Below are 24,706 nucleotides of genomic sequence, written 5' to 3'. Positions count from 1 at the left end.
CTCCTAGCGCGATAAGGTTTTTAAAACATCTGCAAATACACCTGCAGCAGTTACTTCAGAACCCGCACCGTAACCACGAATAACAAATGGGCGTGGTTGGTAGTATTGGCTTAAAATAGCCAGTGCATTTTCACCATCACGAATAACATTTAGCGCATGTGATGAATCTACCGCTTCAATACCTACTTTACAGTGCCCTTCTTTAATTGTACCCACATATCGCAATACTTTTCCTTCACTTGCTGCCTGCTCTATACGGGTATTAAAGTCAGCATCTAAGCTTGGCAGTTTTGCCATAAACTCATCAATACTGTCTCCTTCGGCAAATCCTTGTGGTAATACCGACTCAACTTCAATATCGCTTAGCTCTAGTTTCATACCTGCTTCTCGCGCAATAATGAGAAGTTTACGCGCAACATCCGTTCCTGATAAATCGTCTCGAGGGTCTGGCTCTGTAAAACCACTTTCTTTTGCTTTGATGGTTGCCTCTGACAATGACAAACCATCTTGAAGTGCACCAAACATGTAAGATAACGAACCAGATAAAATACCGCTAAATTCAAGTAGTTCATCACCCGCGCCAAATAACGACTGTAAATTGTCGATGACTGGGAGCCCCGCACCTACATTGGTTTCATATAAAAATTTGCGATTGTTTTTTTGCGTTGCTGCTATTAAATCTTGATAGTAAGTGTACGAGCTAGTTGTTGCTTTTTTGTTGGCTGCGACAACATGAAAACCGGCATTTAAAAAGTCAACATATTGCGCCGCCAGTGCATCAGACGATGTGCAATCAACCAGCACAGGATTAACTAAGTGGTTTTGCTTAACAAATTGCTCAACGAGTTTTAAGTCAAACGCCTGCTCTGAAGCAGCTAATTTTTGTTGCCAATCACTAAACGCGATGCCTTCACTATCAAGATGTAGCTGACGCGAGTTTGCAACGCCATACAAGTTAAGCTTTATATTGCGCTTTTCAAGCCATGCTTGTTGGCGCTCTAATTGAGATATAAGCTCTTGCCCTACTAAACCACACCCAAGTAAAAACACATCGATTGATGGCACATGTGTGAAAAAGTTCTCATGGCATATTTTTACTGCGTCGTTACATAACTCTCCATCAATTACAGCTGAGATAGCGCTTTCGGTAGAATCTTGTGCAATTGCCACTATATTTACTTGTGCTTGGCAAAGCGATGCAAAAAACTTAGCCGCTAAACCGCGGTGCGCGCGCATGTTATCGCCTACAAGCGTTACTATGGCTAAATTACGCTGTACTTGTACAGGTTCAATCAAACCTGCTTGTGATTCAAGCTCAAACGCAGTTTGCAATGCTGTTAATGCAAGGGTTAAATCGCTTTCATGTACACAAAAGCTAATGCTAAATTCACACGACGATTGTGTGATTAACACAATCGACACGTTGTCATGAGCCAGCGCATTGAATACTTTTGAGGCCATGCCCACTTTGCCTTTCATGCCTGGGCCCGAGACAGTTAGCATAGCAAGGTCTTGCAGACTTGAAATTGCTTTTACCGGTTCGTCTGACGAATAATCATTACCGATTAGTGACCCTTGCGCGTCAGGGTTGTGCGTATTTTTTATTTCACAAGGAACGCCGGCTTTAGCGCACGGCAAAATAGTTTTTGGATGAAGAACTTTGGCACCAAAGTAAGAAAGCTCCATTGCTTCTTTGTATGACAAAAAATCGACTTTAGTGGCTTTTTTGATATAACGAGGGTCTGCACTGTAAACACCATCAACATCAGTCCAAATTTGGCAAACATCTGCCTCTAAACAAGCCGCAGCGATGGCTGCAGAGTAATCAGAGCCATTTCGGCCAAGGGTAGTCAGCTCGCCTTTATCATTGCTTGCTGTAAAACCTGGCATAATATAAATCGTGGCTGGGTTTTCTTTTAACACAGCTTGGAAACGCGCTTTGCTTGTTACTAAATCAACCTCTGCATCTATGTAGCCACCTGTTGATGCAACACAGCTAGTCGCTTCTAAATATACTGCTTGATGTGAGCTTAATAATCGCTGCATAAGCGATACACTAACACGCTCGCCAAAACTAATAACATAAGCGCGCACCTGTTCAGGGCAGCACTTAATTAATGACACACCATCAAGCTTATTTTTTAGCGCGTTAAAATCTGGCCAACTTTTAATTGCGCCATACTTTTTTTCTACGGCTGATTTCAACTCATCACAACGTCCAGTTAACGCCTCCCATAAAGGGCCAAAGTCATGGCCTTGCTCTGCAGCACTTGCCAGTGAAACCAATGAATCAGTCATCCCACCGGGTGCAGATAACACTAATAGCATTTCATCTTTTAATTGTGCTTTAACTAATTGAGCTACCTGCTCAAGACAAGCAAAGTCGGCAAGTGATGACCCACCAAATTTTAAAACGCGCATTGTTTATGTTCCTCATTCCATAAAACGAAAAAAGGCCTGTGTTCTAAGTGAACACAGGCCTTTAAATTTGTTGCACCGACCTATGCCACTATCCAGTAAGAATGGTGGTTGTAATAATAATGGTCAGTACGCGATTAAATGTTTTCATGGGGTAAGACTGCACTAACAAAGGCTATGCTGTCAAGCGCAAATTAAAAGATAAAACAGCCTTTTTTAACATAAAAAAACCTAGTGAATGCCAAATTTATGCAAAACACCATTCATTCGTGTTTTACCTATTGGTTTGTTTATAAAATCGATAGCGCCTAATTTAGCCACTCGCAACTTCATTTTCTCCTGTATATCAGCAGAAATAACAAGTACAAAACACTCAACCTTGTTTGTTTTTATGTATTCAAGAACACCAACCCCGTCAACTTCAGGCATGGTTAAATCTAGGCATAACAAATCAAAACGGTTCGTTTTTAGTAATTCAATAGCTTGTGCGCCATTTGTAGCTTGCTGAATATCGGCATTTATACACTGTTGCAAACATCTGATTACTTGTTTTCGTGCAACTGTCGAGTCATCACACACTAAAATAGAAAAATTCATATTATAAAACTACTAAATAAGCATAATTAATGTCATTAAGGACAACGGTCGGTAGCAAGGTCGTATTTTTGTACAATGGTACCTATATTTACTACAAAATACCTGTGCTTTTTGTCCACATTTTGTAACAATCTATTATTGAATAAACTTAACAAGCTAAAAGGGATAGTTTACTATTGCGAAAATGCATAAAAAACAAACAACAATTAGTTTATCAATAATATACAAACACTCCGATATAGGTAGTGTGTAATAAACAAAAACAAAAATCAGCCTTTATTTGTCATAAAATAAATCATTTATTATTTGTTTTTAAGCATTTATTGACTAGATTTTAAATAGTAGTGCAAATACTTAATTAAAGTTCAAGGAATTATTGATACCCCATGCTACAAAAAAGCCTTTCTAAAAGATTACTGACCAGTGTGTTATCGGTCTATTTTTTGCTTACCTTTGTAGTGACATGCGGGCAGGTACTTGCCGAGTACATAAATACTAAAGATTACATTAAAGATGAACTTGCCACTTTGCAAAAAACCTTTAGCCGCAGTTTAACACGAGCAATTTGGGAGCTTAATACAAAGCAAACAATAACGACCGCAGAGGGCCTGCTAGCTATTCCTATGATTGAGGGAATTATTGTGCGTGATGATAGTGGCGAGGTTATTTCACAACTTGGTCGCTCTTTAGATATTCATAAACTCTACAGCCAGCAACTTGTTCAAGAAGAAGCCATGTTGGAAGACTCAAAATCAGGGCTATTTGGCTATACTTTCCCACTCATTTTTGAATTTTCAGGACGGGCTACGCAAGTAGGTGATGTAACGTTATTCTCCAGCAGAGAAGTGGTACTGAGTAGAATAATGGTATCAATCTACTTTTTGATTGGTAATGCCATGATTAAAACAACATTTTTAATTATTTTATTCTTAATGGCTTTTAGAAAATTACTTACCGACCCACTTTATCAACTCACCGAACAAATCGAAAACCTACAACTCGATGAGCTAGAAGGGCAACACATCGAAATTGAGACCGAAGAGCACAATGAACTTAAAGTAATGGAGCAATCTTTTAATAACCTAATCGATAAGGTTGTTCAGTACAGAAAAGAGCTCGAGCGAACTCAAAGCAAATTAATTGTGAGCAACGAAAAATTAGACCAACATAATATTCAGCTAGAGCAAGATGTTGCCCGAAAAACGTCTAATTTAAGTCAAGCAATGATGGAATTACAACAGCAAAAATATGAATTAGAAAAACAAAAAATAGTCCTTACAGACGAAATAGACTTGCGCCGAAGCACCGAGCAGGAACTGCTCACTAAGCAAACAGAATCACAACGTTACATTGACGAGCTAAAACTTGCTCAAGAACGACTTGTTGGTACAGAAAAAATGGCCGCTTTAGGAGGGTTAGTTGCGGGGATCACTCACGACATAAATACCCCCATCGGCATTGGTGTAACCGCGGTATCATTTTTAGAAGAGCGCTTAAATAAGCTCGAAAGTGCCTATGCTGGAAAAACACTTTCCCCTAAAGCATTAGAAGAATTCATTAACGAAGCTAAGCAAAGCACAAGCTTGCTTACAACAAATTTAGATAGAGCCTCAGACCTCATTGCAAGTTTTAAGCAAATTGCTGTAGACCAAGCCAGTGAGGCTGTGCGTACCATAAACTTTAAAGATTATGTAAATGAAGTAATACGATCGCTTCACCCTAAATTGAAAAAAACATCGCACACTATTAATCTACAGTGCCCTGATGACCTAGTATTAAATTTGCCAGCCGGCGCCATAAGCCAAATATTTACTAATCTCATTGTTAACTCACTCATTCATGGTTTTGAAGGTAAAACCAATGGTGTTATGGACATTAACATCACAAGTGACGAAACCAACCTAACCATTAACTACAAAGACAACGGCAACGGAGTCACCACTGAGCAGCTTGAAAAATTATTCAATCCGTTTTTCACCACCAAACGCGATGAAGGTGGTAGTGGTTTGGGCACTCACATAATGTTTAATTTAGTTAAGCAAACTTTAAGCGGCTCAATTGAAGCGACAAGCGAGCCAGGCCAAGGATTGCAATATTTTATACAATTTCCTAAAAATATGGCTAAGCCTCTGTCTATATTCAATTAGAGTTAATTTAAATAGTCGTTAATCAGTCATTTCGAGGAGCGACTTTTATTGTTATGATTGAGCAAATTTTTCAGATGGATTATCTCCCCTATGTGGTTTAGTAACCTTATTTGTTACCGCTTTAAACAAGATGTTTCGTACACACAAGAAGACTTTGATAAAGCTCTAGAACAAGACCTATTTCGCCCTTGTACAGGCCAAGAGCTCTCTACCTTTGGCTGGACTAAAGCATTTGGAAAGCATAGCGAAGCACTTTCTCACTTCTCTCAAAAGAGTATATTAGTATGTGCTAAACGCGAAGAAAAAGTATTACCGGCTTCTGTAATAAACGAATTAGTTGCCGAAAAAGTTGACCAAATCGAAGCTGAAGAAAATCGTCCAGTTAAAAAGAAAGAAAAAGACGAATTAAAAGAAAATATTCTTCATACCTTACTTCCTCAAGCATTTAAAAAGTCGAGCCTACAGTTTGCATTTATTGACCAAGAAAATGGGTGGGTTGTAGTAAATAGTGCAAGCTTTAATAAAGCTGAAGAGCTTTTAGCACTATTACGCAAATCATTAGGTACACTCCCTGTCGTGCCTGCATTTGCAAATTATGACCTTGATGTATTTTTAACTGATTGGCTAACTAACTTTACCACACCAGAAGGCTTTGCAATTGGCTCTGACGCTGAACTTGAAGAAGCTGATGACAGTGGCGCGCAAGTTAAATTAAAAGGCCATGATCTGTCATGTGATGAAGTTAAATCACACCTTGAAAGTGGTAAACGCGTTACTAAACTAGCCCTCGATTGGCAAGAGCGTGTTAAATTCATGCTACAAAATGATGGTTCAATCAAACGTTTGAGTTATTCAGATACATTAAAAGAAGAAAACGCTGACATACCTAAAGAAGATATGGCAGTAAAACTTGATGCCGATTTTATTTTAGCATCTGAAGAAATTAAACAATTGCTAGAAGAGCTAACCCAAGGTTTAGGCGATGCTGACGATTTAGTTACCCTCTAAACACGCGTTAAATAGCAATAAAAAAGCACGATATTTAATCGTGCTTTTTTATTGCGCTAAATTTAAGGCTTAATTAGCTAAACATGTCTTTTACGTCTACAAGCATTTCATTGTATTCATCGCTTGAGAACAACTGCATAGATGAAATAACACCTTTATCAATATAAGTTTGTAGAGCTGCTGATTTATCAGATACCTGTAAAGTCCCCTCTAAAATAGCCCCAATTCGAATAAAATCTACATAACTTATTTGTTCTGGTTTATAGCTTGGGTCAGCCCAACTTAATGCCACATCTGAAAACTCAACAGGGAATTCCCACGCATCCATGATTGATGACCCAATTTTGCCACTTAGCTTTTGAATAGCATGTGCTAAAAAGCTAGGATTTGCAAACACCTCAGGGTGGCGCTCAGCCTCAGTTAATATAGGTAATACACCAATGTTATAAACTAAAGCCGCTAACGTAATTGAATCGCGATTTAACGACGTGCGTTTATTATTTTGTAAGTAAAAATCCATTAACGTAATTGAATGACTCGCCACCGTTAATGTTTTTTGCCACGCTTTACCCATGTAGCCTTTGATAAGATCATTGTTAGAAACAAATAATTGTTCCATAGCCATTGCTGTCGCTATGTTTTTAATTTGACGCAACCCAATGCGGGTAACTGCTTGATGTAAGGTAGATACCTTAACCGCACGTCCCATAATTGCACTATTAGCTACTTTAATCATACGAGCAGATAACGAAGGATCTTGTGAAATAACCTCCGACATTTGCATTAAATTAACTTCAGGGTTGTCTGCAGCTTGGCGAACTTTAACCGCAACTTCAGGTAATGTAGGTAATACAAGTGTATCGTTATTTATTCTATCAACTAATATTGTTAATAATGCATTCTCTGTAGACATAAAGCTGTCATCCTTTTAGTTGTAATAGTACTACACGCTACAACAGTTAATTTTTATAATAATGAACTTACATCAGTATTGCCTAACTTACCGTTAAAGTTAAGGAAATTATATAATTTTATTTTGCTCTCTTATTTTCAACAACACAATTACCATACACCGCCTAATACTTGCTATTTACTGTTTAGGTTTGCTTTAATGCTGTCACAATATAGTAGCGTGCCGCCAATGAGCCCCAAAACAAGCGTCTACCCATTATTAAATTAACTTTTAAATAGGCAAAATAATGATCTTAAATAAAATTAGCCAAGCCATTTTACTCTCTGGTGTTGTTTTTCTGAGTGCATGTTCAGAACAACCGTCATCATCTTCAGAGACCACATCGCAAACACCCGTAAAAGTAATGGGGCCTGAGCTCATTAATGTTGATAAACAACGCTTAGACATATACACCGACTTTAGCTTACAAAGCGATTTATCACACTTAAGTGATAATCAAAAGGCAATGGTTGCTATTCTGATTGACGCGTCAAAAGTAATGGATGCCTTATTTTGGAAACAAGCATTTGGTGAAGATAAAGATGCCTTTTTAGCAAAACTAACTGATCAACAAATTCGCAAATTTGCCGATATAAACTACGGTCCGTGGGACCGTTTAAATGGCGATGAAACGTTTCTTTCAGGCTATAAAGAAAAGCCACTGGGTGCACAGTTTTACCCTGCTGATATAACTAAAGAAGAGCTTAATAACGCGGACGTAGAAGATAAAACAGGCCTCTACTCAATTATTAAACGCGACGAACAAGGTAAGCTTTACAGCGTGCCTTACTCAAAAGAGTACGCAACAGAACTTGCAAAAGCAGCTGACCTACTTCGCCAAGCCAGCAAACTTGCCGACAATAAAGAATTTGCAAATTACTTAAATCTCCGAGCTGACGCGCTTCAAAAAGATGACTTTCAGGTATCTGACTTTGCATGGATGGACATGAAAAATAACCCAATCGATGTGGTTATTGGGCCAATTGAAACCTACGAAGACCAACTTTTTGGTTATCGTACTGCCTATGAATCTTATGTATTAATTAAAGATTTAAAATGGAGCGAGCGTCTTGCCAAGTTTGCAGCCTTTTTACCTGAGCTTCAAAAAGGTTTACCTGTTGATGACAAATATAAACATGAAGTCCCCGGTTCAGATGCAGACTTAAACGCGTATGACGTTGTTTATTATGCTGGTCATTCAAATGCCGGCAGCAAAACCATTGCAATCAACTTACCAAACGATGAGCAAGTCCAGTTAGAAAAAGGCACGCGCCGCCTACAACTTAAAAATGCTATGCGCGCTAAATTTGATAAAATATTAGTGCCTATTTCAGAGCAGTTAATTGTGCCTGAGCAACGAAAGCACATTACCTTTGATGCTTTTTTTGCTAACACCATGTTTCATGAAGTAGCGCATGGTTTAGGTATTAAAAATACGATTACAGGTAAAGGAACGGTTCGCCAATCATTACAAGAGCACGCAAGTGCACTTGAAGAAGGTAAAGCCGACATTTTAGGTTTATACATGGTTGAGCAATTATTAAATAAAGGCGAGATCAGCGAAGGAACCATTGAAGATTACTACATTACCTTTATGGCCGGCATATTCCGCTCAGTGCGTTTTGGCGCGTCAAGTGCACACGGGAAAGCGAATATGATTCGTTTTAACTTCTTTGCACAAGAAGGCGCATTTTCTAAAAATGAAGAAGGCTTTTACCGCGTCAACATGGAAAAAATGAGTATTGCTATGGCTAAGCTTTCTCGTCTAATTTTAACTTTGCAAGGTGACGGCGATTACCAAAAAGTCGACCAACTAATTGCAACCCATGGTGATATTAAAGAGTCACTCACCAAAGATTTAGAAAAACTAAGCCAAGCTAACATTCCAGTAGATGTCACCTTTAAGCAAGGTAAAGACGTACTTGGTCTTAACTAACTTAAACTAAAAAGGCGTTACAATTAACTGTGTAACGCCTTTAGTTTTATTTACTTATAACATCTCGCACTTTAGATTCCAGGCTCTTCATTCCCCAGCGCCTTCCTTTTTCAAGCGCCTCATCAATACTTAACCCGTCTTCATGGGCTGAAATAGCAACTAAAGCCCCAACTCGATTACTACTAGCACAATGAACCAAAACCTGCTCACCGTTTAGTTTTTTAAGTAAATTTGCTAAGTTGCGTGCATTCGCGACTGTAATATCTTGCGCACCAGAAATAGGCAATGCGTGATAACCCATACCAAGCGTTTGAACAAACTCACCTTCATCCCAATCTTGTTCATTTGTCCCACGTAAATTTATAACGTGCTTCACATCTGCTTTAGACAATTGCTTTAATTGCTCTTTGCTGGGCTGTGCAGCCGAATACACAAGGTTACTATGAACAGCAAAGTTCTTAATATCAGCCTTTTTTACAACCTCGGTATTATTTACCTGCTCAGTAGCAGCAACATAACTGCCCGATAACGCAATAACAAATAAGCTCGTACTCAGGGTTTTAAGTAATTTCATTTTAATCCTCACTTGTGTAAATGTTTTCGCTTTTAAAAACGTGCTTTTATTTTTTCTATTTGTTCTTCAGTGTAAGGGACTGCCGCAAACTTACCCCATATTGGCGCAGGCCACGCCTTATCAGTTTTAAATCGTGCAATATGATGAATGTGTAGTTGCGGCACTATATTCCCTAAAGCCGCGACGTTTAATTTATCTGGGTTAAAAACCTCAATAAGTAACTTACTTAGTTTTGCAGACTCTTTTAAATACACCACTTGATCGTCTTCAGATAAGTCGATTATTTCTTTTAAACCAGCTTGCCTTGGTACTAATACAAACCAAGGATACAGGCTATCGTTTAATAAAAGCACCTTGCAAAGAGGCCAATCGGCTAACTCTATACAATCTCGTTGAAGTTCAACAGCCAGTTCAAATTGACTCTCAGTCATTGTGTTTATCCTTGTTAATCTTTAATAATTGCTACTTTATAGCATTTAGTTGCAGTTGCACACGCTTGGCTTTACCATTCAAAATAATATTTATACTGAGCTAAGGTAACCTTGTGCTAAAAAAAATAAAACACCTCTCACTTGCTGTACCACTTATTGTTGGTGCTATCAGTGTTCAAGCAAAACCTTTATCGCTAGAACGGATTTTTGATGACCCAAGCCTGTCAGGTAAATCTCCCGTTCAACTTAAATTTTCGCCAGATGGAAGTCGTGTAACCTATTTACAAGGTAAAATTGACGACTATAACCGCTACGATTTGTGGGAATACAACCTAAACGATAACACTAATCGCGTATTAGTCGATTCAGCCGAATTATTTTCTGGCCCTGAAAACCTATCAGATGAAGAAAAGGCACGCCGTGAACGCCAACGTATTTTTGGCAAAGGCATCCTAGAGTACACATGGTCAACCGATGGTAAAGCGCTTTTGTTTCCGCTTAATGGTGATCTGTACTACTACGACTTAGCCTCAGCTAAAAGTAAAAAGCTGACCAACACAGAAGCATTTGAAACCGACGCACGCTTTTCGCCAAAAGGTAACTACGTATCGTTTATACGAGAGCAAAATCTATATGCGTTAGAGCTTAATTCAGGTAAAGAAATTCAATTAAGCCAAGATGGCGGCGGCGTTATTAAAAATGGCATGGCTGAGTTTGTAGCGCAAGAAGAAATGAGCCGCATGACAGGTTACTGGTGGTCTGGTGATGAAACTAAAATCGCTTACACCCGTGTTGATGAATCCCCCGTTAAAGAAGCTATTCGTAACGAAATATATGCCGACGAAGTAAAATTATTTAATCAGCGCTACCCTTTTACCGGTACCGACAACGTAAAAATTCAGTTAGGTGTCGTTAAATTAAACGATCAAAAAGTTGATTGGATTGACTTAGGTAAAAATCAAGACATATACATTGCCCGTGCTAAATGGTTAAAAGACAGCAAAACACTTTCTTACCAATGGCAAAACCGCTCACAGCAAACTTTAGAACTACGTTTTTATGACTCGGAGTCTAAAAAGCAAAAAGTGGCATTAACCGAAAACAGCAACACATGGGTTAATCTTCATTTTGATCTGGTATTTTTAAAAGACAAAAAACACTTTGTGTGGGCCTCTGAGCGCGATGGGTTCAAGCACCTATACCTTTACCGCACAAATGGACAGTTAGTTCGTCAAATTACATCGGGTGACTGGGCTGTTGATAGCTTAAAAGGCGTTGATGAGAAAAAAGGCATAGTTTATTTTGCTGGCAGAAAAGATACACCTCTTGAAAGCCATTTATACAGCGCGCCTTTATTTAAAAAAGGCGACTCTAAACGAATCACTGAGAAAGGCCAGTACCACAACGTAGTGCTTGCAAAAGATAGTAAAACGTTCATCGATACAAGTTCTTCAGTAAACAAACCAAACTCAGCAGCACTGCGCAAAGTTAACGGCGAATTTATTACTTGGCTTGAAGAAAACAAGCTAGATAACAACCATCCACTTACTCCTTACCTAAGTAATTTAGCTAAACCTGAATACGGCACAATTAAAGCTGAAGATGGACAGGTAATGCATTACCGCTTGTTCAAACCAACTAATATGAGTGCGGGTAAAAAGCACCCTGTCATTGTAAACGTATACGGCGGTCCACATGCTCAACGCGTTACAAACAGCTGGCGAAGCAAAAATTTATACTTTCAATATATGGCGCAACAAGGTTATGTAATTTTTCAACTTGATAACCGTGGTTCGTACAACCGTGGTAAAAAGTTTGAAGACGCTATATACAAAAATCTAGGTGACGTTGAAGTAGCAGACCAAATTAAAGGGGTCGAATTTTTACGTACACTTGACTACGTAGATGCTAAGCGCATTGGCATATACGGCCATAGTTACGGTGGTTACATGGCATTAATGACCATGTTTAAAGCTGGTGACTACTTTAATGCCGGAGTATCAGGTGCGCCTGTAACAGATTGGGCATTATATGACACCCATTACACCGAGCGTTATTTGGGCCACCCTGATACGAATGCAAAAGGGTATGAAGCCAGCGCAGTATTTCCATACACCGATGGCCTTAAAGGACCACTAATGATTTACCACGGTATGGCAGACGACAATGTATTATTTACCCATGCAACTAAACTATTTAAACAACTGCAAGACAGTGAAAAGCAGTTTGAAATGATGACCTACCCTGGTTCAAAACATAGTTTACGCGGTAAACAGGTTCAAACTCATTTACATCAAACTATTACGAATTTCTTTAATCGTCATTTTGATGTTAAATAACAAATAGTAACTAACTTATTAAGGCTGATTTTTTAATCAGCCTTTTTATTTATAGCCAACCTAAAACTCAGCCTTGGTTTAATGGTTCATATTAAGATGTAAATTTAACCTCGAAAGATAAACAATCCCTAGATTAAATGCATATTTTTACTAAACTTATTTGGTGCACTTTTTTGTGCAAATAAATAAAGGATACGTACATGTTTAATCTTCGACGTTTTAGTATTTTTCAGCGTTTTGCTATGTTGGTTGGCATTGTTATTTTTGGCTTAATTGTATTGAGTGTATCTAGCTTAAATAACCAATATAAAGCCCTTAAATACGAACAATACCTAAAAACACAAAATGTAGTGGAAACCGCTTATAGTATTATTGAACACTTTTACACACTCGAACAAAACAACACACTCACACAGCAACAGGCGCAAACGCAGGCAATAAGTGCAATACGTGCCCTTCGCTACGATAAAACTAATTATTTTTGGATAAACAACTACCAACCAGAAATGGTAATGCACCCAATAAAACCTGCCCTAGAGGGTAAAGATTTAACAAACAATAAAGACCCAGACGGTAAAGCGTTGTTTGTTGAAATGGTAAATATTACTAAAAAAGACGGCGAAGGCTTTATTCCTTACAAATGGCCAAAACCCGGCGAAGAGCAACCCGTTGATAAAATCGCCTTTGTAAAGGGGTTTAACCAATGGCAATGGATAATTGGCTCAGGTGTTTACTTAGACACCATTGATGCGGCCTTTTCCTCTCAACGGAATCTTATTATTTTAAATGCTGTGGTGATGATTGTAGCTGTTATTGCATTTAGCTACTTTATAGGGCGAAGTGTGTTACTACCGACGCGACTTGCTGCCAATATGATGAAAGATATTTCGCAAGGTGAAGGCGACTTAACACGTACTTTAAATGAAGAAGGTAACGATGAAATTTCGAAGCTATCGCATTCATTTAATTTATTTGTTTCTAAAATGCGTGAATCTTTGGAGCACGTATCAAAAAGTGCAAACGATGTTAACGAACACGCCCACACCGTTGACGATTCAACAAAAACTAGCCAATCATTCATAGAGCTACAAAACGACAGCTCGACACAAGTTGCAGCGGCAATGGAGCAAATGACCCACCAAATACATGATGTGAGTAGCAACGCAGAAGCCGCAGAGCAAGCAGCTAACGATGCAGCACAAAATGCATCAACGGGTAAACATGTCGTCGCAGAAACAATAACCGCCATAGAAACACTTTCAGCAAACATTGAAACAGTAAGCCGTGTAACTGAAGATTTAGCGAATGAAAGCCAAAACATAGGCTCTGTACTTGATGTAATTAGAAGTATTTCGGAGCAAACAAACCTACTGGCACTGAATGCTGCAATTGAAGCCGCACGAGCGGGTGAACATGGCCGGGGGTTTGCAGTAGTTGCTGACGAAGTGCGTACACTTGCCAGTAGAACGGGGCAAAGCACGGATGAAATACAATCAATGATCAGCAAGCTACAAGAAGGTACCCGTGCGGCTGTAGACGCAGTAAAAGCTAGCCAAACACTTTCTGTATCAACTGTCGAACAGGCGTCCTCTGCTAATAACTCACTTAATGAAATAGAACGACTCGTTTCTATTATCACTGAAATGAACAGCCAAATTGCACGTGCAACAGAGCAGCAAACTCAAGCTGCAGATGAGGTAAACTTACGCATAAACGACTTATCTCAATCAACTGAACAGTCGTTAGATAACACCAAGCAACTTAACAGCGCAAGTGACAAGCTCAAACAAAGTAGTACAGAGCTTTCATCTGTTGTTAATCGGTTTAAATTACATTGAGTATAAAAAAAGCCCTGTTAAACAGGGCTTTTTAATCTAAGCAGTTAACTACTTATAAGCAGTAACAGGCAAATAAACTAGCAACAGAAGCCGCTGTTGGTTTGCCATGTTGCCAATCACCGCCTTCAACACCGCTACCTGCAATATCCATATGCACGTATGGCAATGGCTGTGCAGCGTCAGTTCCGTGTTTATCAAGTCCGCCAACAACAGCTAAAAACGCCATAGGGAACTGGTGACCACGTGCAGTAACCGCTGAAGCGGCGTTATTACTTGAAAGTACATCATCTGCTAGGGTACGTGGCTTAATAAAATCGTAATCTTCACGGCGCGAGCGCGATACTTCAGCACCATCTGCCCATAAATCACCACAATCAGCAATTTGGCGAGACACTTTAGCAAGCCGTGCTGGGCCATTTTCTACATAGGCACCATAAGGTCCCATAGCTCGTGCAGCATGACCTGTAAGCGTTGCCACGGTAAACAGTGTAGGATTAACTTCTGTTTTAGCTAAATCTTTCATTTCGCTTAATAGGTCACCCATTGCCAAACGCCCTTCAGCATCAGTATTACCAATGCGTACGCGCACACCTTCACGGCTGGTAATTATCTCATCAGGTACAAAACAATCAGACCCAATTGAATTACGCACAACCGCTAAGTAAGCAATAACCTTTACACCTTTTGGTTGATAATCAGCAACGGCCTTCATAAAGCCTGCAACCGACGCAGCCCCCCCCTTATCACGACTCATACCAGCCATGTAACCACCCACTTTTAAATCAGCACCGCCGGTATCGTAAACAAGGCCTTTACCAACAAACATAAGTGTACGGGTCACTTCGCCCTCAGGTACATACTCAAGTTTTACAACGCGTGGGTGGTGGCGTTCAACCGCATAAGATGCACGCGCAACAGTACTTAACATGGGGTAGTTTTTGTCAATGTCAGCAATATTGTCAATAACATCAACAGCTATATTTGTGCCCTTAAATAAATCAACACAATAATCTGCAAAGCGAGGGGGCGCCATACGCTCAGGCTCAGTACCACATAAATCACGAGCAGCATACTGGCCAGCCGCAATCGCATTAACGGCTTTAACAGTTTGCGAGCTCGCATTAATTAACCCAATAGTGGCTATCGGTTCAATGCCCTCGCCATGGTGCTCACGTGCTTCTAATGGCTGCCAAAGAGCTTGGCACATACCTAAAAATGCAACTTCTAGCGCATGCTGATAACGGCTATCACCTGACAAGCTAGGTAAAAATAAGGCTGGGTTTACACTACCTGATAACTTAGCTTCATTAATTGCAAGTTTAGCGGCATCAAAATAACGACGGACATCGTCATAATCTCTATTTAATGGTCCTGTTGGTGCTAAAATCACGCGCTTATTGTCAATAACAAGTAAGGTTACTTGCTTGCCAATGCGCGCATCAATTTTTGACTGAGCTAAAACTGCATCGCGTAGCGAGTTATTAGGTAATTGAGAAAAGTCATCACTTATGATGATCAGTGCGTCATGTGATGCACATTCAAGGCTAGCGCTTGTAACTTGGGCTAACACGGCTTTAGGGTATGCCATAAATACAGGTCCTGTTAAAAACATAGACCTTTATTATCGTCGATTTGTATATTGAAGACCAGTAAGATGCGATAAGCGTTTAATTTATCTAAAACGCTTGTTAAAAATTTTACGCATTAATCCAAAATGCTCAATTGTAAGTTACGCTCTGGCTGGCTTTTAATACCGACGCCAATACCTAATAACCTAACAGGCTGCTGCAACCCTCGTTGGTACGCCTTAGTAAATAACTGTACAAAAATTTCGGTATTTAATTGGTGATAAGCCTGATCGGCTGACGTAACCACAAAATTAGCAAATTTCACTTTTACACTCAGTTTGTTGATACGACTTTGTAATTGTTGCTTATCAAGCCTACGTGTTAATTCATCAATTAAGCTAGGGATCTGATCCAAACATTCTTGGAGGCTGGTTTTATTGTATTCGTAGGTGTGTTCAACACTTAGCGACTTACGTATCCGCTCAGTTGAAACGCTACCAATGTATTCTCCCGCACATTTTTGATAAAGCGATACACCAAAATTACCCACATGCTGCTGCATCCAGTTCACCCCTTTTTCACGCACATCCCTTCCAGTATAAAGCCCTTTAAGATTTAACCTCTCTAATGTCACTTTACCCACACCAGGAATTTTCCCTAGCGGCAGCTGTTCCAAAAATTGGTCAACCTCATTAGGTAGTACAACAAATTGGCCATTTGGCTTATTTTCGTCACTGGCTATTTTGGCAATAAATTTAACGGGGGCCACACCCGCAGAAGCTGTTAATCCTGTTGCGTTATATATGTCAGCCCTTATTTGCTGAGCAATAAGTGTAGCACTGCCTTTACAGGCTTGGCTGTCAGTAACATCAAGGTAAGCTTCGTCAAGAGAAAGTGGTTCTACAAGGTGGGTATAGCGACTAAACACTTCGCGTATTTGGCTCGATATTTCTTTATAAACAGCCATACGTCCGGGCACAATAACCAAATCAGGACATAATTGCTTAGCATGGTAATTAGACATCGCAGAGCGCACGCCAAACTCTCTGGCTATATAGTTGGCAGTAGATAACACGCCGCGCCGACTGTTGCCGCCAATAGCAAGCGGTACATTTGCAAGCTTTGGGTTATCTCGCATTTCTACCGCCGCATAAAAGCAGTCCATATCTATGTGTATAAACTTTTTCATCACCACAATAAACACTGTTTATTTATACAGCTATTATCATGTAATCACTATTGATAATCAAGCTTAGTGGCAATTAAAAAAGACGTTTATTGTTTTCTTGCTCTTTCATGCTTCGTAGCCAAAGCAAAACTTCAAAAAAGAAACCTGCCAAAATAAGAATAATAGCACCAGAGGCGTTACCCATTGCATAACAGGTAAACGACGCTATAAAAACTAAACTAGCTAATAACCAATTAATTATATTTTGCATGTGTGTGCTCCTGTGTGTGTTTTTTAACTGTATACCAAAATCAATTGGTTACAAAGTTTTTTAAAACCACCTAATTATAAATTCCCTTGAGCTCGCTAGTTCATATTGATAACCTAAGTGCTTTAAAGTTAAGAGCTATAAGTACATGCAAAGGTTCAAAGATAATCACCCAATTCATACCGACATCACTGTAGCATGGGCCGACATGGATGCCCTTCAGCACGTTAACAACGTGGTATACCTGCGTTATTTTGAAATAGCCCGAATAGACTTTTTAAATAAACTAAACTTATTCGACACCATTAAACCTGGTGGTATTGGCCCTGTAATAAGTGAAAATACGGTTCGCTATAAACGCCCGGTTACCTTTCCAGACACCCTAACTGTTGGCGTGACTATTTCAGATATTAAAACCGACCGATTTGTTATGAATTACAGTATATTTAGTCACGCACAAAATGCCATAACCACTACAGGCACATCAAAAGTAGTCATGTTTGATTTTAAAACGGGTGCAAAAGCGCCTATTACAGAGCCACTTTTGTCAGCCTTAGTAAAATACGCCCAAGACGAGTAATAAGGAATTTTTATGCAATACAGCCCACTTGGTAGTAGCGGTGTTGATGTTTCAAGAGTCTGCTTAGGCAGTATGACCTGGGGCGTTCAAAACACCCAACGCGATGCAGACGAGCAAATAGCCTATGCATTAGATCGAGGCGTAAACTTTATTGATACAGCTGAAATGTACGCTGTTCCTCCCTCACCAGAAACCTACGGTAAAACAGAACATATTATTGGCGACTGGCTTTCTCGTAATCAACAAAAACGTAGCGACATAGTACTGGCAACAAAAATAGCAGGTAATGGCCTATCGTGGGTACGAGGTGGTGGCGATATAACGCGCCAAGCAGTTATAGAGGCGGTTGATAATTCCCTCAAGCGTTTGCAAACCGATTATATTGATTTGTACCAACTGCATTGGCCTAATCGTTCAACGCCACATTTTGCAAGGCAGTGGCCAGGAGTACTCAAATTTAGTGATGTGGATACGCACGCTCACCAAGCTGGCATGCTTGATATTTTAGAAGGCCTTAACGATTGTGTTAAAGCGGGTAAAATCAAACATTGCGGGCTTTCTGACGATACACCCTGGGGTATAAGTCAATTTGTAAGCTTAGCCAAAGAGCATAACTTGCCACGCATGGTGTCTATTCAAAATGAATTTAGCTTAGCCCATGCTAAAGACTGGCCCTATTTAATTGAGCAATGTGTACACGAAGATATTGCCTATTTACCTTGGTCACCCCTCGCGGCCGGTTTATTAACAGGTAAATACCTTAATGGTGCTCGCCCTGAAGGTTCTCGATGGAGCTTTGCACAGCGAAATGGAATATTTAGAGATACACCCAATGCTCAGCAAGCAACTAAGCAATATGCCGAGCTCGCATATGCAAATAACATGACGCCAGCGCAACTTGCACTTGCGTGGTGTAATCAGGTTGATGGAGTAACGTCCTCTATCATTGGCGCTACAACTATGGCGCAGTTAAAAGAAGACATAGACGCATTTAGCATTACTTTAAATGACGAAACCTTAGCAAGCATAGGAACTATTTTTAAAAACTTCCCTATGCCTTATTAGCTTAAGTGTGTACCTTAAAATTAATATTAAAGCAGGTAAATCACTACCTGCTTTTTTTAAAACTAATAAAAATGATTGTTAATTATTACCTATACTAAAAGTATTAATTTTTAAAAAAGTCTGTGCAATGGCAAAACGCGTATTATTAATTAGTTTGTTACTTACATCGTTTACAGCGCTTGGCACTGCTAAGAAAGTAGAGTCCATTAAAGAAATAATTTGGCTACAAAGCTACACCCCTCCGTTTCACATAACTAAAAGCGATAAAGCGCCACAGGGTGGCCTTTGCGATAACCTGACAGAGCAACTCATTAACACAATCACTGATGTAAAGCATACACGGCTTGTTGTTCCACAGCAGCGTATTAATAAGTATTTAAATGAAGGTAAAAATGTATGCTTTCCATGTGTTATTTATAAAAAGAATAATAATCACATACTCAAACTATCAAACCCAACAACGGTTTATCCACCATTTTTCGTATTAACAACTAAAGAATTAGCCCCTAAATTGACCAAAAAATATGGCTCACCAATCAATTTAATTAATTTATTAGCCGATCAACACTACATTTACGGCCAAGCTGCCGCACGAAAGTTCTCAAATAAAATAAACACAATTATTAGCAACACAAAAAGCAATAATAGCTCGTCACTTAGTTGGAGTAGTGAAAATGAAAGCCAGGCTGTCATTGCGCGCTTAAGTCATGGTTTTATAGATTACTCTATTGATTACCCATTTATGGCAGACTACTTTAATAAACAAGAAAGGTTTAATAACATAGTTAGTCTCCCTTTGGCTGGAAACGAAACTGACTTTATACGAGGTGCTGTGGGCTGTGCTGTAAAAGCAGAAAATAACTTTGCATCTCAAGCTATAAAAAAAATTAATGACGCATTAAAGGCGACCATTTTACAATCATCTGAATACATTAAAAGCCAGCATATTTTTTTAAACTCTAATTTTGCTGACTTTAATAAACATTATCAACAGCAGGTTATTAACTTTGAACAACCTTCCATTGCTGTTCCAACAAACACTGCTCATTAGCGAATAAAGCAACGGTAAAGGTACTGTTTGCAACAACCTCACCAACTCCTGAAGGTGTGCCAGTCATCACTACGTCACCATCATCTAAGTGCATAAACTCGCTAATCTCTTGTAAAATTGCATCGGGTTTATGCAACATAAAATGAGTATCGCCTTGTTGCGTAACAACACCATTAATTTTTAGCTCAAATGTAAATTGTTGAGTGCTATCACTTAGCGCAATAAAATCACTAAAAATAACAGAGCCATCAAATGCCTTTGCGCGCTCCCAAGGTAACCCTTTATTTTTTAATTTGCTTTGTACGGTACGCTTTGTTAAATCAAGGCCTAATCCTATACCTACAAACTTTTTATTTTTTACTACAAAGCATAATTCTGTCTCGTAGTGTAAAACATCATCATTATGAAGCGCTTTTAAAGAGTGAGTAATGGCACTATTAGGTTTGTTAAATAACACCATTTCATCGGGAGTTTCGTTATTTAACTCTGCAATGTGGGCTGTGTAATTTCGACCCACACACACCACTTTTGAAGGCGTTAATCTTTCAGAGTCTAGTGTTATAAACTGCATATAATTTAAACCTTATGCTTTAACTTATAAGTGTTTCTAATAAGCCTAAATTAATAGGTTTTAATAAAACACGATCAATATTTAAATCTTTTATATCTGTAGGATCAGGTTCTGCACCACTTACAATAACTAATCGCAGCTCAGGGTATCGTTCGTTAACCTGCTCACCTAAGTCAATTCCGCTGCCATCGGGTAAATGCATATCTAACAATACTTTATCAAATTGCTGATCGTGGTTAAGTATTTGCAAACACTGCGCACAGCTTGACGCTATAACCGTCTCTACTCCTAAGCTTTCTAAAAGCAACTGGGTTATTTGTGCAGCATCGTCATCATCTTCTACCAATAAAAAGCGCTGCCTTTTTTCACTTAGCGCTTTAACTTGAATATCTTTTGCCTGAGGAGTATTTTCCGGCGACACTAAATAATCTTGAAGACATTGATATAACGCACTGCTATCTACTGGTTTGGGTATCACATCGTTGAAACCAAGCGCGGCAAGCTCTTCGTGTATGCCTTTCATTGTGGCAGCCGTAAGCGCAATTATTGGCCCTTTGTAGCCCATTTTTCTAAGCTCGATGGTTGCTTCTTTACCACCCATTACAGGCATATGAATATCAATAAAAATGATATCGTAAGGTGCCTTGTAGGCGTCGGCTATACGTACTTTCTCAAGAGCTTGTTGGCCATGCTCTGCGTAGTCTACTCGCGCGCCGCAGCTACTGATCATGTGCCCAACCAGCATACGTAGGTCGCGTAAATCATCAACAACCAATACACGCCCATGCACTTTACTTGGCGTTAATTTACTTTGTAACTGCGGGACACTGCTAAAGTTAAGCACTTGCCGTTCAACATCACTAATGTCACCAGGGTACACCGAAATAGTAAAGGTAGAACCTTTGCCTATTTCTGAATGCAAATTTATATTGCCTTGCATACGAGATAATAGCTCTGCACATATTGCCAAGCCTAGCCCCGCACCGCCGACTGAGCGCGATTCAACATCCGCTATTTGTTCAAACGGTTTAAAAATCAGCTGTTGTTTTTCAGGGGCAATACCCATGCCTGAATCTTTAATGCTAAAAAAGAGCATTTCTTTGTTATCAACATGCTGCGTCCATGCCTTAACAACTATTTCGCCTTTATCGGTAAACTTAACTGCGTTATTAATTAAATTTATTAATATTTGTCGAACTCGGGTGGCATCAAGGCGAGCAACAAGCGGGAGTGCTTGGTCGGATTCAAAGCGTAAAGTTAAGCCCTTATCAAGCACCGACACACGCATTAACGTGTATACATCAGCAAGCATGCTATCAAGGTTTATTTCACTGAGCGTAAGCTCTAGCTTATCTGCGGCTATTTTTGATAAGTCTAATACATCATTAAGAAGGCTAAGTAAGTGCTTACCATTTCGATAAATAACCCCTAGCTCGTTTTCAGCTTGCTGACTAAAGTCGCTTTGCATCAACAATTCTGTGTAACCTAAAATAGACGAAAGCGGTGTACGTAACTCATGACTTAGGTGTGCTAAAAAACGGTCTTTTGAACGGTTTTCAGCTTCCGCTTTTAATCGCTCTACCCGCTCTCCCTCAACATCTTTTCGAGCAAGGGCGTAACGAATTGCACGAGCAAAACGGCTTGAGCTCATTTCTCCTTTAATCAAATAATCAACGGCCCCGGCATCAAGTGCCGCAGAGTCTAACTCATCATCCGATTGCCCAGTAAGCATAATAATAGGCCCGCTAAAGCCATTTGCTATCGCCTCTTTTAAAACATCAAGCCCATTAGATGCACCCAAGCGGTAATCAAGCAAACAAATGTCGTGCTCGTTTTTACTGAGCGTTTCAATTGCTTGCTCTGGAGAACTTACCCATTGAACGTTAAACGTATGTGAGTCTAATTGTTCCAAATAGTCGCAGGTGAGTATGTAATCATCTTCATCGTCTTCTACAAGCAGCAATTGAGTCACTTTATCTAACATACAATCTCCATTAATCGTTAAAAGTACTTGGTAGCTCTACAAATTCAACCCAGTATTTGCCTAGTGTTTTCATTAAATCAACTAAGCCGTCAAAGGTAACTGGCTTGGTAATGTATGAAGCCGCACCTAAGTTGTACCCTTTAACCATATCTTCTTCTTGTTTCGATGTAGTTAAAATAACAACTGGAATCCCTTTTAAATTTGGGTTTGCTTTAATCGCTTCTAACGCCTCACGGCCATCCATTCTTGGCATGTTTAAATCAAGCAAAATAAGTCCAGGGCGAGGAGAAACCTCTTTATCAGCAAACTTGCCCTTTCGCTCTAAGTACTCAAGAAGCTCAACACCATCTTCAACAAAGTGAAGCTCATTGAGCACTCGACTTTCCGCGAGTGCATCTTGCGTTAATAAGCGATCATCTTCGTCGTCATCTGCCATTAAAATAGTAATTGGTTTAACTTTTGTGTAGGGCATTTAAGCCTCTCCTTGCAAAGTGAAAAGCGCAGCTTCCACAGGTAATTTTATAATGAAGGTTGCCCCTTCACCGTCTTTACTTTTAGCCGTAATAGTACCGCCATGGCGTTCTACAATTCGTCTGCACACAGAAAGGCCAATACCTGTTCCTTTATACTGTGAACGACCATGTAAGCGCTGAAATGGTACAAATATTTTGTCGGCATAGTCTTGAGAAAACCCTATACCATTATCTTTTATAGTAATAACTTGAAAGCTTAATTCTGCATTGTGATCTTCATTAAAAATAGCTTCGTGTTCGTAGCTAATTTTTATATGCGGGCTCGCATCTGGGCATCTAAATTTAACCGCATTGGACAGTAAATTTAAAAAAAGCTGCTGCATTTGGCTTTTATCTGCCTGAATAACCGGTAGTTCGGCCACTTCAATTTGCGCATCTGACTCTTTTATTGCAATTTCCAAGTCGCTAAGAATGTCGTCTACTACTTCATTTAAATTGGTATCATCAAAGTCCTTACCTCGTGTAGTAACACGCGAAAACTCTAACAAGTCGTTGATTAAGTTCGACATTCGCTGTGCGGCATTTTTCATACGCCCAATATAATCTAAGCCTTTTTCACCTAAATCATCTTTAAACATGGTTTCTAATCGGTCACTAAATGCCTGAATTTTACGAAGTGGCTCTTGCAAATCATGGCTTGCCACAAAGGCAAACTCCTCCAGCTCTCGGTTGCTTCGGCTTAACTCGTCTGAATACAAAGTGAGCTCTTGTGTGCGCTCAGATACCTTACTAGCCAATGTTTCATTTTGCTTTTCAAGATCAAACCGATATTGAGCCGCATTTCTCAGGTTCATACGCGTCATTACAAACATACCAATAATCAGTATTGCGCTAGTAATCGCGGTAATTGCAAACGTAATTTTAGCTTCGTTTTTAATTTGAGCGAGTTTAGAGAAATGGCTTACCTTAAACAGTAATTCACGGTCTTGAATATCATTTACGCGTTCACGAATTTGCTTGTAAAGCTCTCGGCCGTTATGGGTGTTTAAAATAGCGAGTGCACGGCGCTCTTTATCATCAAGCGCTAAGTTAACTGTTTTTTTAAGCTCTTTAATTTTGCTTTCTGTCAATACAAGCAGCTGTGCTATCCGCTCTGATTGGCCATCAATTTCCGAATGCAGTGATTTAACATGGTCTGTTTGTGCTTCTAACTGGCCAATTGCATCGAAGTAAGGTGTAAGGTAATCATCTTCTTCCGTTAATAAATAGCCACGCTGCCCAGACTCGGCCTGTACAATAGATAAATGCAATTGCTCTATTGCCGAACTTAGCATGCTAGTGTTGTCTAAGCTTTTTTGTGTTTGGGTTAACCCTTGAATTGTATTTAATGCCAAAAATGCATTACCCACAATAATAGATAACACCACAACTATAAAAGCCGCCCACGTAACATTCGCTTTACCTTGTTGTTTTTGCATGCTTATTTAGTTTCCTGTTTGCGCATAAAACACGCTTTCATCATTGTGAATCAACAATTTTTTGTAAGCTTTCACTGCATTGTTGGCAATTGCTAATAATTTTATTTAGTGCCTCGAGTGCCTTTTCTTTTGGCATATCGTTTTCAAGTACTAACTTAATTAGTTCAGCATTCATTGAAATACGATTTAAAGGGGCTCTTGCGTCATGAACTAATTTATTAAGCGGCTCCGGTTGATTGTTCTGTGTCATGTTACCTCTC

Annotated in this window: 21 protein-coding genes; 8 read left to right on the top strand and 13 right to left on the bottom strand. The window is 39.4% G+C overall.

The window, feature by feature from the left end; translation table 11 throughout:
* Positions 1–3 precede the first annotated feature (3 nt).
* Positions 4–2,421 (bottom strand): bifunctional aspartate kinase/homoserine dehydrogenase I, encoded by a 2,418-nt coding sequence (thrA, locus tag ATS76_RS06985; protein ID WP_058551586.1) that lies wholly within the window; start codon positions 2,419–2,421, stop codon positions 4–6.
* A gap of 228 nt (positions 2,422–2,649) precedes the next feature.
* The gene (locus ATS76_RS06980; RefSeq protein ID WP_058551585.1) at positions 2,650–3,015 is read right to left on the bottom strand and encodes a response regulator; all 366 of its coding nucleotides are present in this window, start codon (positions 3,013–3,015) and stop codon (positions 2,650–2,652) included.
* A gap of 386 nt (positions 3,016–3,401) precedes the next feature.
* On the opposite strand from ATS76_RS06980, the gene ATS76_RS06975 reads away from it, so the two are divergent.
* Both ATS76_RS06975 and rdgC read left to right on the top strand, forming a co-directional pair.
* A complete protein-coding gene (locus tag ATS76_RS06975) occupies positions 3,402–5,162 on the top strand; it encodes a sensor histidine kinase (RefSeq protein ID WP_058551584.1) in 1,761 nt (586 codons plus the stop codon).
* Positions 5,163–5,252: 90 nt separating this feature from the next.
* Positions 5,253–6,170 (top strand): recombination-associated protein RdgC, encoded by a 918-nt coding sequence (gene rdgC / locus ATS76_RS06970; protein ID WP_058551583.1) that lies wholly within the window; start codon positions 5,253–5,255, stop codon positions 6,168–6,170.
* A gap of 73 nt (positions 6,171–6,243) precedes the next feature.
* Here the strand turns inward: rdgC and ATS76_RS06965 are convergent, their stop codons facing one another.
* Complete coding sequence (locus tag ATS76_RS06965) at positions 6,244–7,083, bottom strand: HDOD domain-containing protein (protein WP_058551582.1); 840 nt, start codon at positions 7,081–7,083, stop codon at positions 6,244–6,246.
* Between the two features lie 286 nt (positions 7,084–7,369).
* On the opposite strand from ATS76_RS06965, the gene ATS76_RS06960 reads away from it, so the two are divergent.
* A complete protein-coding gene (locus tag ATS76_RS06960) occupies positions 7,370–9,058 on the top strand; it encodes a dipeptidyl-peptidase 3 family protein (protein ID WP_058551581.1) in 1,689 nt (562 codons plus the stop codon).
* 46 nt (positions 9,059–9,104) lie between these two features.
* Here ATS76_RS06960 and ATS76_RS06955 read toward each other — a convergent pair whose 3' ends face one another.
* Both ATS76_RS06955 and ATS76_RS06950 read right to left on the bottom strand, forming a co-directional pair.
* A complete protein-coding gene (locus ATS76_RS06955; protein WP_058551580.1) occupies positions 9,105–9,632 on the bottom strand; it encodes a hypothetical protein in 528 nt (175 codons plus the stop codon).
* 32 nt (positions 9,633–9,664) lie between these two features.
* Positions 9,665–10,063 carry an HIT domain-containing protein gene (locus ATS76_RS06950; protein ID WP_058551579.1) on the bottom strand — a complete coding sequence of 133 codons (399 nt, stop codon included), beginning with the start codon at positions 10,061–10,063 and terminating at the stop codon, positions 9,665–9,667.
* A gap of 113 nt (positions 10,064–10,176) precedes the next feature.
* On the opposite strand from ATS76_RS06950, the gene ATS76_RS06945 reads away from it, so the two are divergent.
* Positions 10,177–12,402 carry a S9 family peptidase gene (locus tag ATS76_RS06945; protein ID WP_058551578.1) on the top strand — a complete coding sequence of 742 codons (2,226 nt, stop codon included), beginning with the start codon at positions 10,177–10,179 and terminating at the stop codon, positions 12,400–12,402.
* A 200-nt stretch (positions 12,403–12,602) separates the two neighbouring features.
* On the top strand, positions 12,603–14,240 hold the full coding sequence (locus ATS76_RS06940; RefSeq protein WP_058551577.1) for a methyl-accepting chemotaxis protein: 1,638 nt from the start codon (positions 12,603–12,605) through the stop codon (positions 14,238–14,240).
* 52 nt (positions 14,241–14,292) lie between these two features.
* Here the strand turns inward: ATS76_RS06940 and ATS76_RS06935 are convergent, their stop codons facing one another.
* From ATS76_RS06935 to ATS76_RS19280, 3 genes are all read right to left on the bottom strand, one after another.
* Positions 14,293–15,828 carry a M17 family metallopeptidase gene (locus tag ATS76_RS06935; RefSeq protein WP_058551601.1) on the bottom strand — a complete coding sequence of 512 codons (1,536 nt, stop codon included), beginning with the start codon at positions 15,826–15,828 and terminating at the stop codon, positions 14,293–14,295.
* A 116-nt stretch (positions 15,829–15,944) separates the two neighbouring features.
* On the bottom strand, positions 15,945–16,997 hold the full coding sequence (gene dinB / locus ATS76_RS06930; protein ID WP_058551576.1) for a DNA polymerase IV: 1,053 nt from the start codon (positions 16,995–16,997) through the stop codon (positions 15,945–15,947).
* Positions 16,998–17,070: 73 nt separating this feature from the next.
* On the bottom strand, positions 17,071–17,247 hold the full coding sequence (locus ATS76_RS19280) for a hypothetical protein (RefSeq protein ID WP_171034614.1): 177 nt from the start codon (positions 17,245–17,247) through the stop codon (positions 17,071–17,073).
* Between the two features lie 145 nt (positions 17,248–17,392).
* On the opposite strand from ATS76_RS19280, the gene ATS76_RS06925 reads away from it, so the two are divergent.
* The 3 genes from ATS76_RS06925 to ATS76_RS06915 all read left to right on the top strand — a co-directional run bounded on the left by ATS76_RS06925 (position 17,393) and on the right by ATS76_RS06915 (position 19,940).
* Complete coding sequence (locus ATS76_RS06925; RefSeq protein ID WP_058404244.1) at positions 17,393–17,824, top strand: acyl-CoA thioesterase; 432 nt, start codon at positions 17,393–17,395, stop codon at positions 17,822–17,824.
* A gap of 12 nt (positions 17,825–17,836) precedes the next feature.
* Entirely contained in the window at positions 17,837–18,889 is a 1,053-nt protein-coding gene (locus ATS76_RS06920; protein ID WP_058551575.1) for an aldo/keto reductase, read from the top strand.
* A 127-nt stretch (positions 18,890–19,016) separates the two neighbouring features.
* Positions 19,017–19,940 carry a hypothetical protein gene (locus ATS76_RS06915; protein ID WP_058551574.1) on the top strand — a complete coding sequence of 308 codons (924 nt, stop codon included), beginning with the start codon at positions 19,017–19,019 and terminating at the stop codon, positions 19,938–19,940.
* On the opposite strand, the gene ATS76_RS06910 is transcribed toward ATS76_RS06915, so the two are convergent.
* From ATS76_RS06910 to ATS76_RS06890, 5 genes are read right to left on the bottom strand one after another with little or no spacing between them, the layout of a single operon-like run.
* Positions 19,891–20,511 carry a fumarylacetoacetate hydrolase family protein gene (locus ATS76_RS06910; protein ID WP_058404241.1) on the bottom strand — a complete coding sequence of 207 codons (621 nt, stop codon included), beginning with the start codon at positions 20,509–20,511 and terminating at the stop codon, positions 19,891–19,893. The genes ATS76_RS06915 and ATS76_RS06910 overlap by 50 nt on opposite strands.
* Before the next feature lie 19 nt (positions 20,512–20,530).
* Positions 20,531–22,495, bottom strand: a complete 1,965-nt coding sequence (locus ATS76_RS06905; RefSeq protein ID WP_058551573.1) for a response regulator — start codon at positions 22,493–22,495, stop codon at positions 20,531–20,533.
* 10 nt (positions 22,496–22,505) lie between these two features.
* Positions 22,506–22,967: a response regulator gene (locus ATS76_RS06900; protein ID WP_008126515.1), complete on the bottom strand. Its 462-nt coding sequence runs from the start codon at positions 22,965–22,967 to the stop codon at positions 22,506–22,508.
* Entirely contained in the window at positions 22,968–24,452 is a 1,485-nt protein-coding gene (locus ATS76_RS06895; RefSeq protein WP_152995630.1) for a sensor histidine kinase, read from the bottom strand.
* A gap of 34 nt (positions 24,453–24,486) precedes the next feature.
* Positions 24,487–24,696 carry a hypothetical protein gene (locus ATS76_RS06890; protein WP_006793673.1) on the bottom strand — a complete coding sequence of 70 codons (210 nt, stop codon included), beginning with the start codon at positions 24,694–24,696 and terminating at the stop codon, positions 24,487–24,489.
* Positions 24,697–24,706: the final 10 nt, after the last annotated feature.

Source organism: Pseudoalteromonas sp. 10-33 (assembly GCF_001469195.1).
Lineage (GTDB): Bacteria > Pseudomonadota > Gammaproteobacteria > Enterobacterales > Alteromonadaceae > Pseudoalteromonas.
The sequence above is the reverse complement of the archived record's forward strand: the minus strand, read 5'-3'. Positions and strand labels throughout refer to the sequence as shown.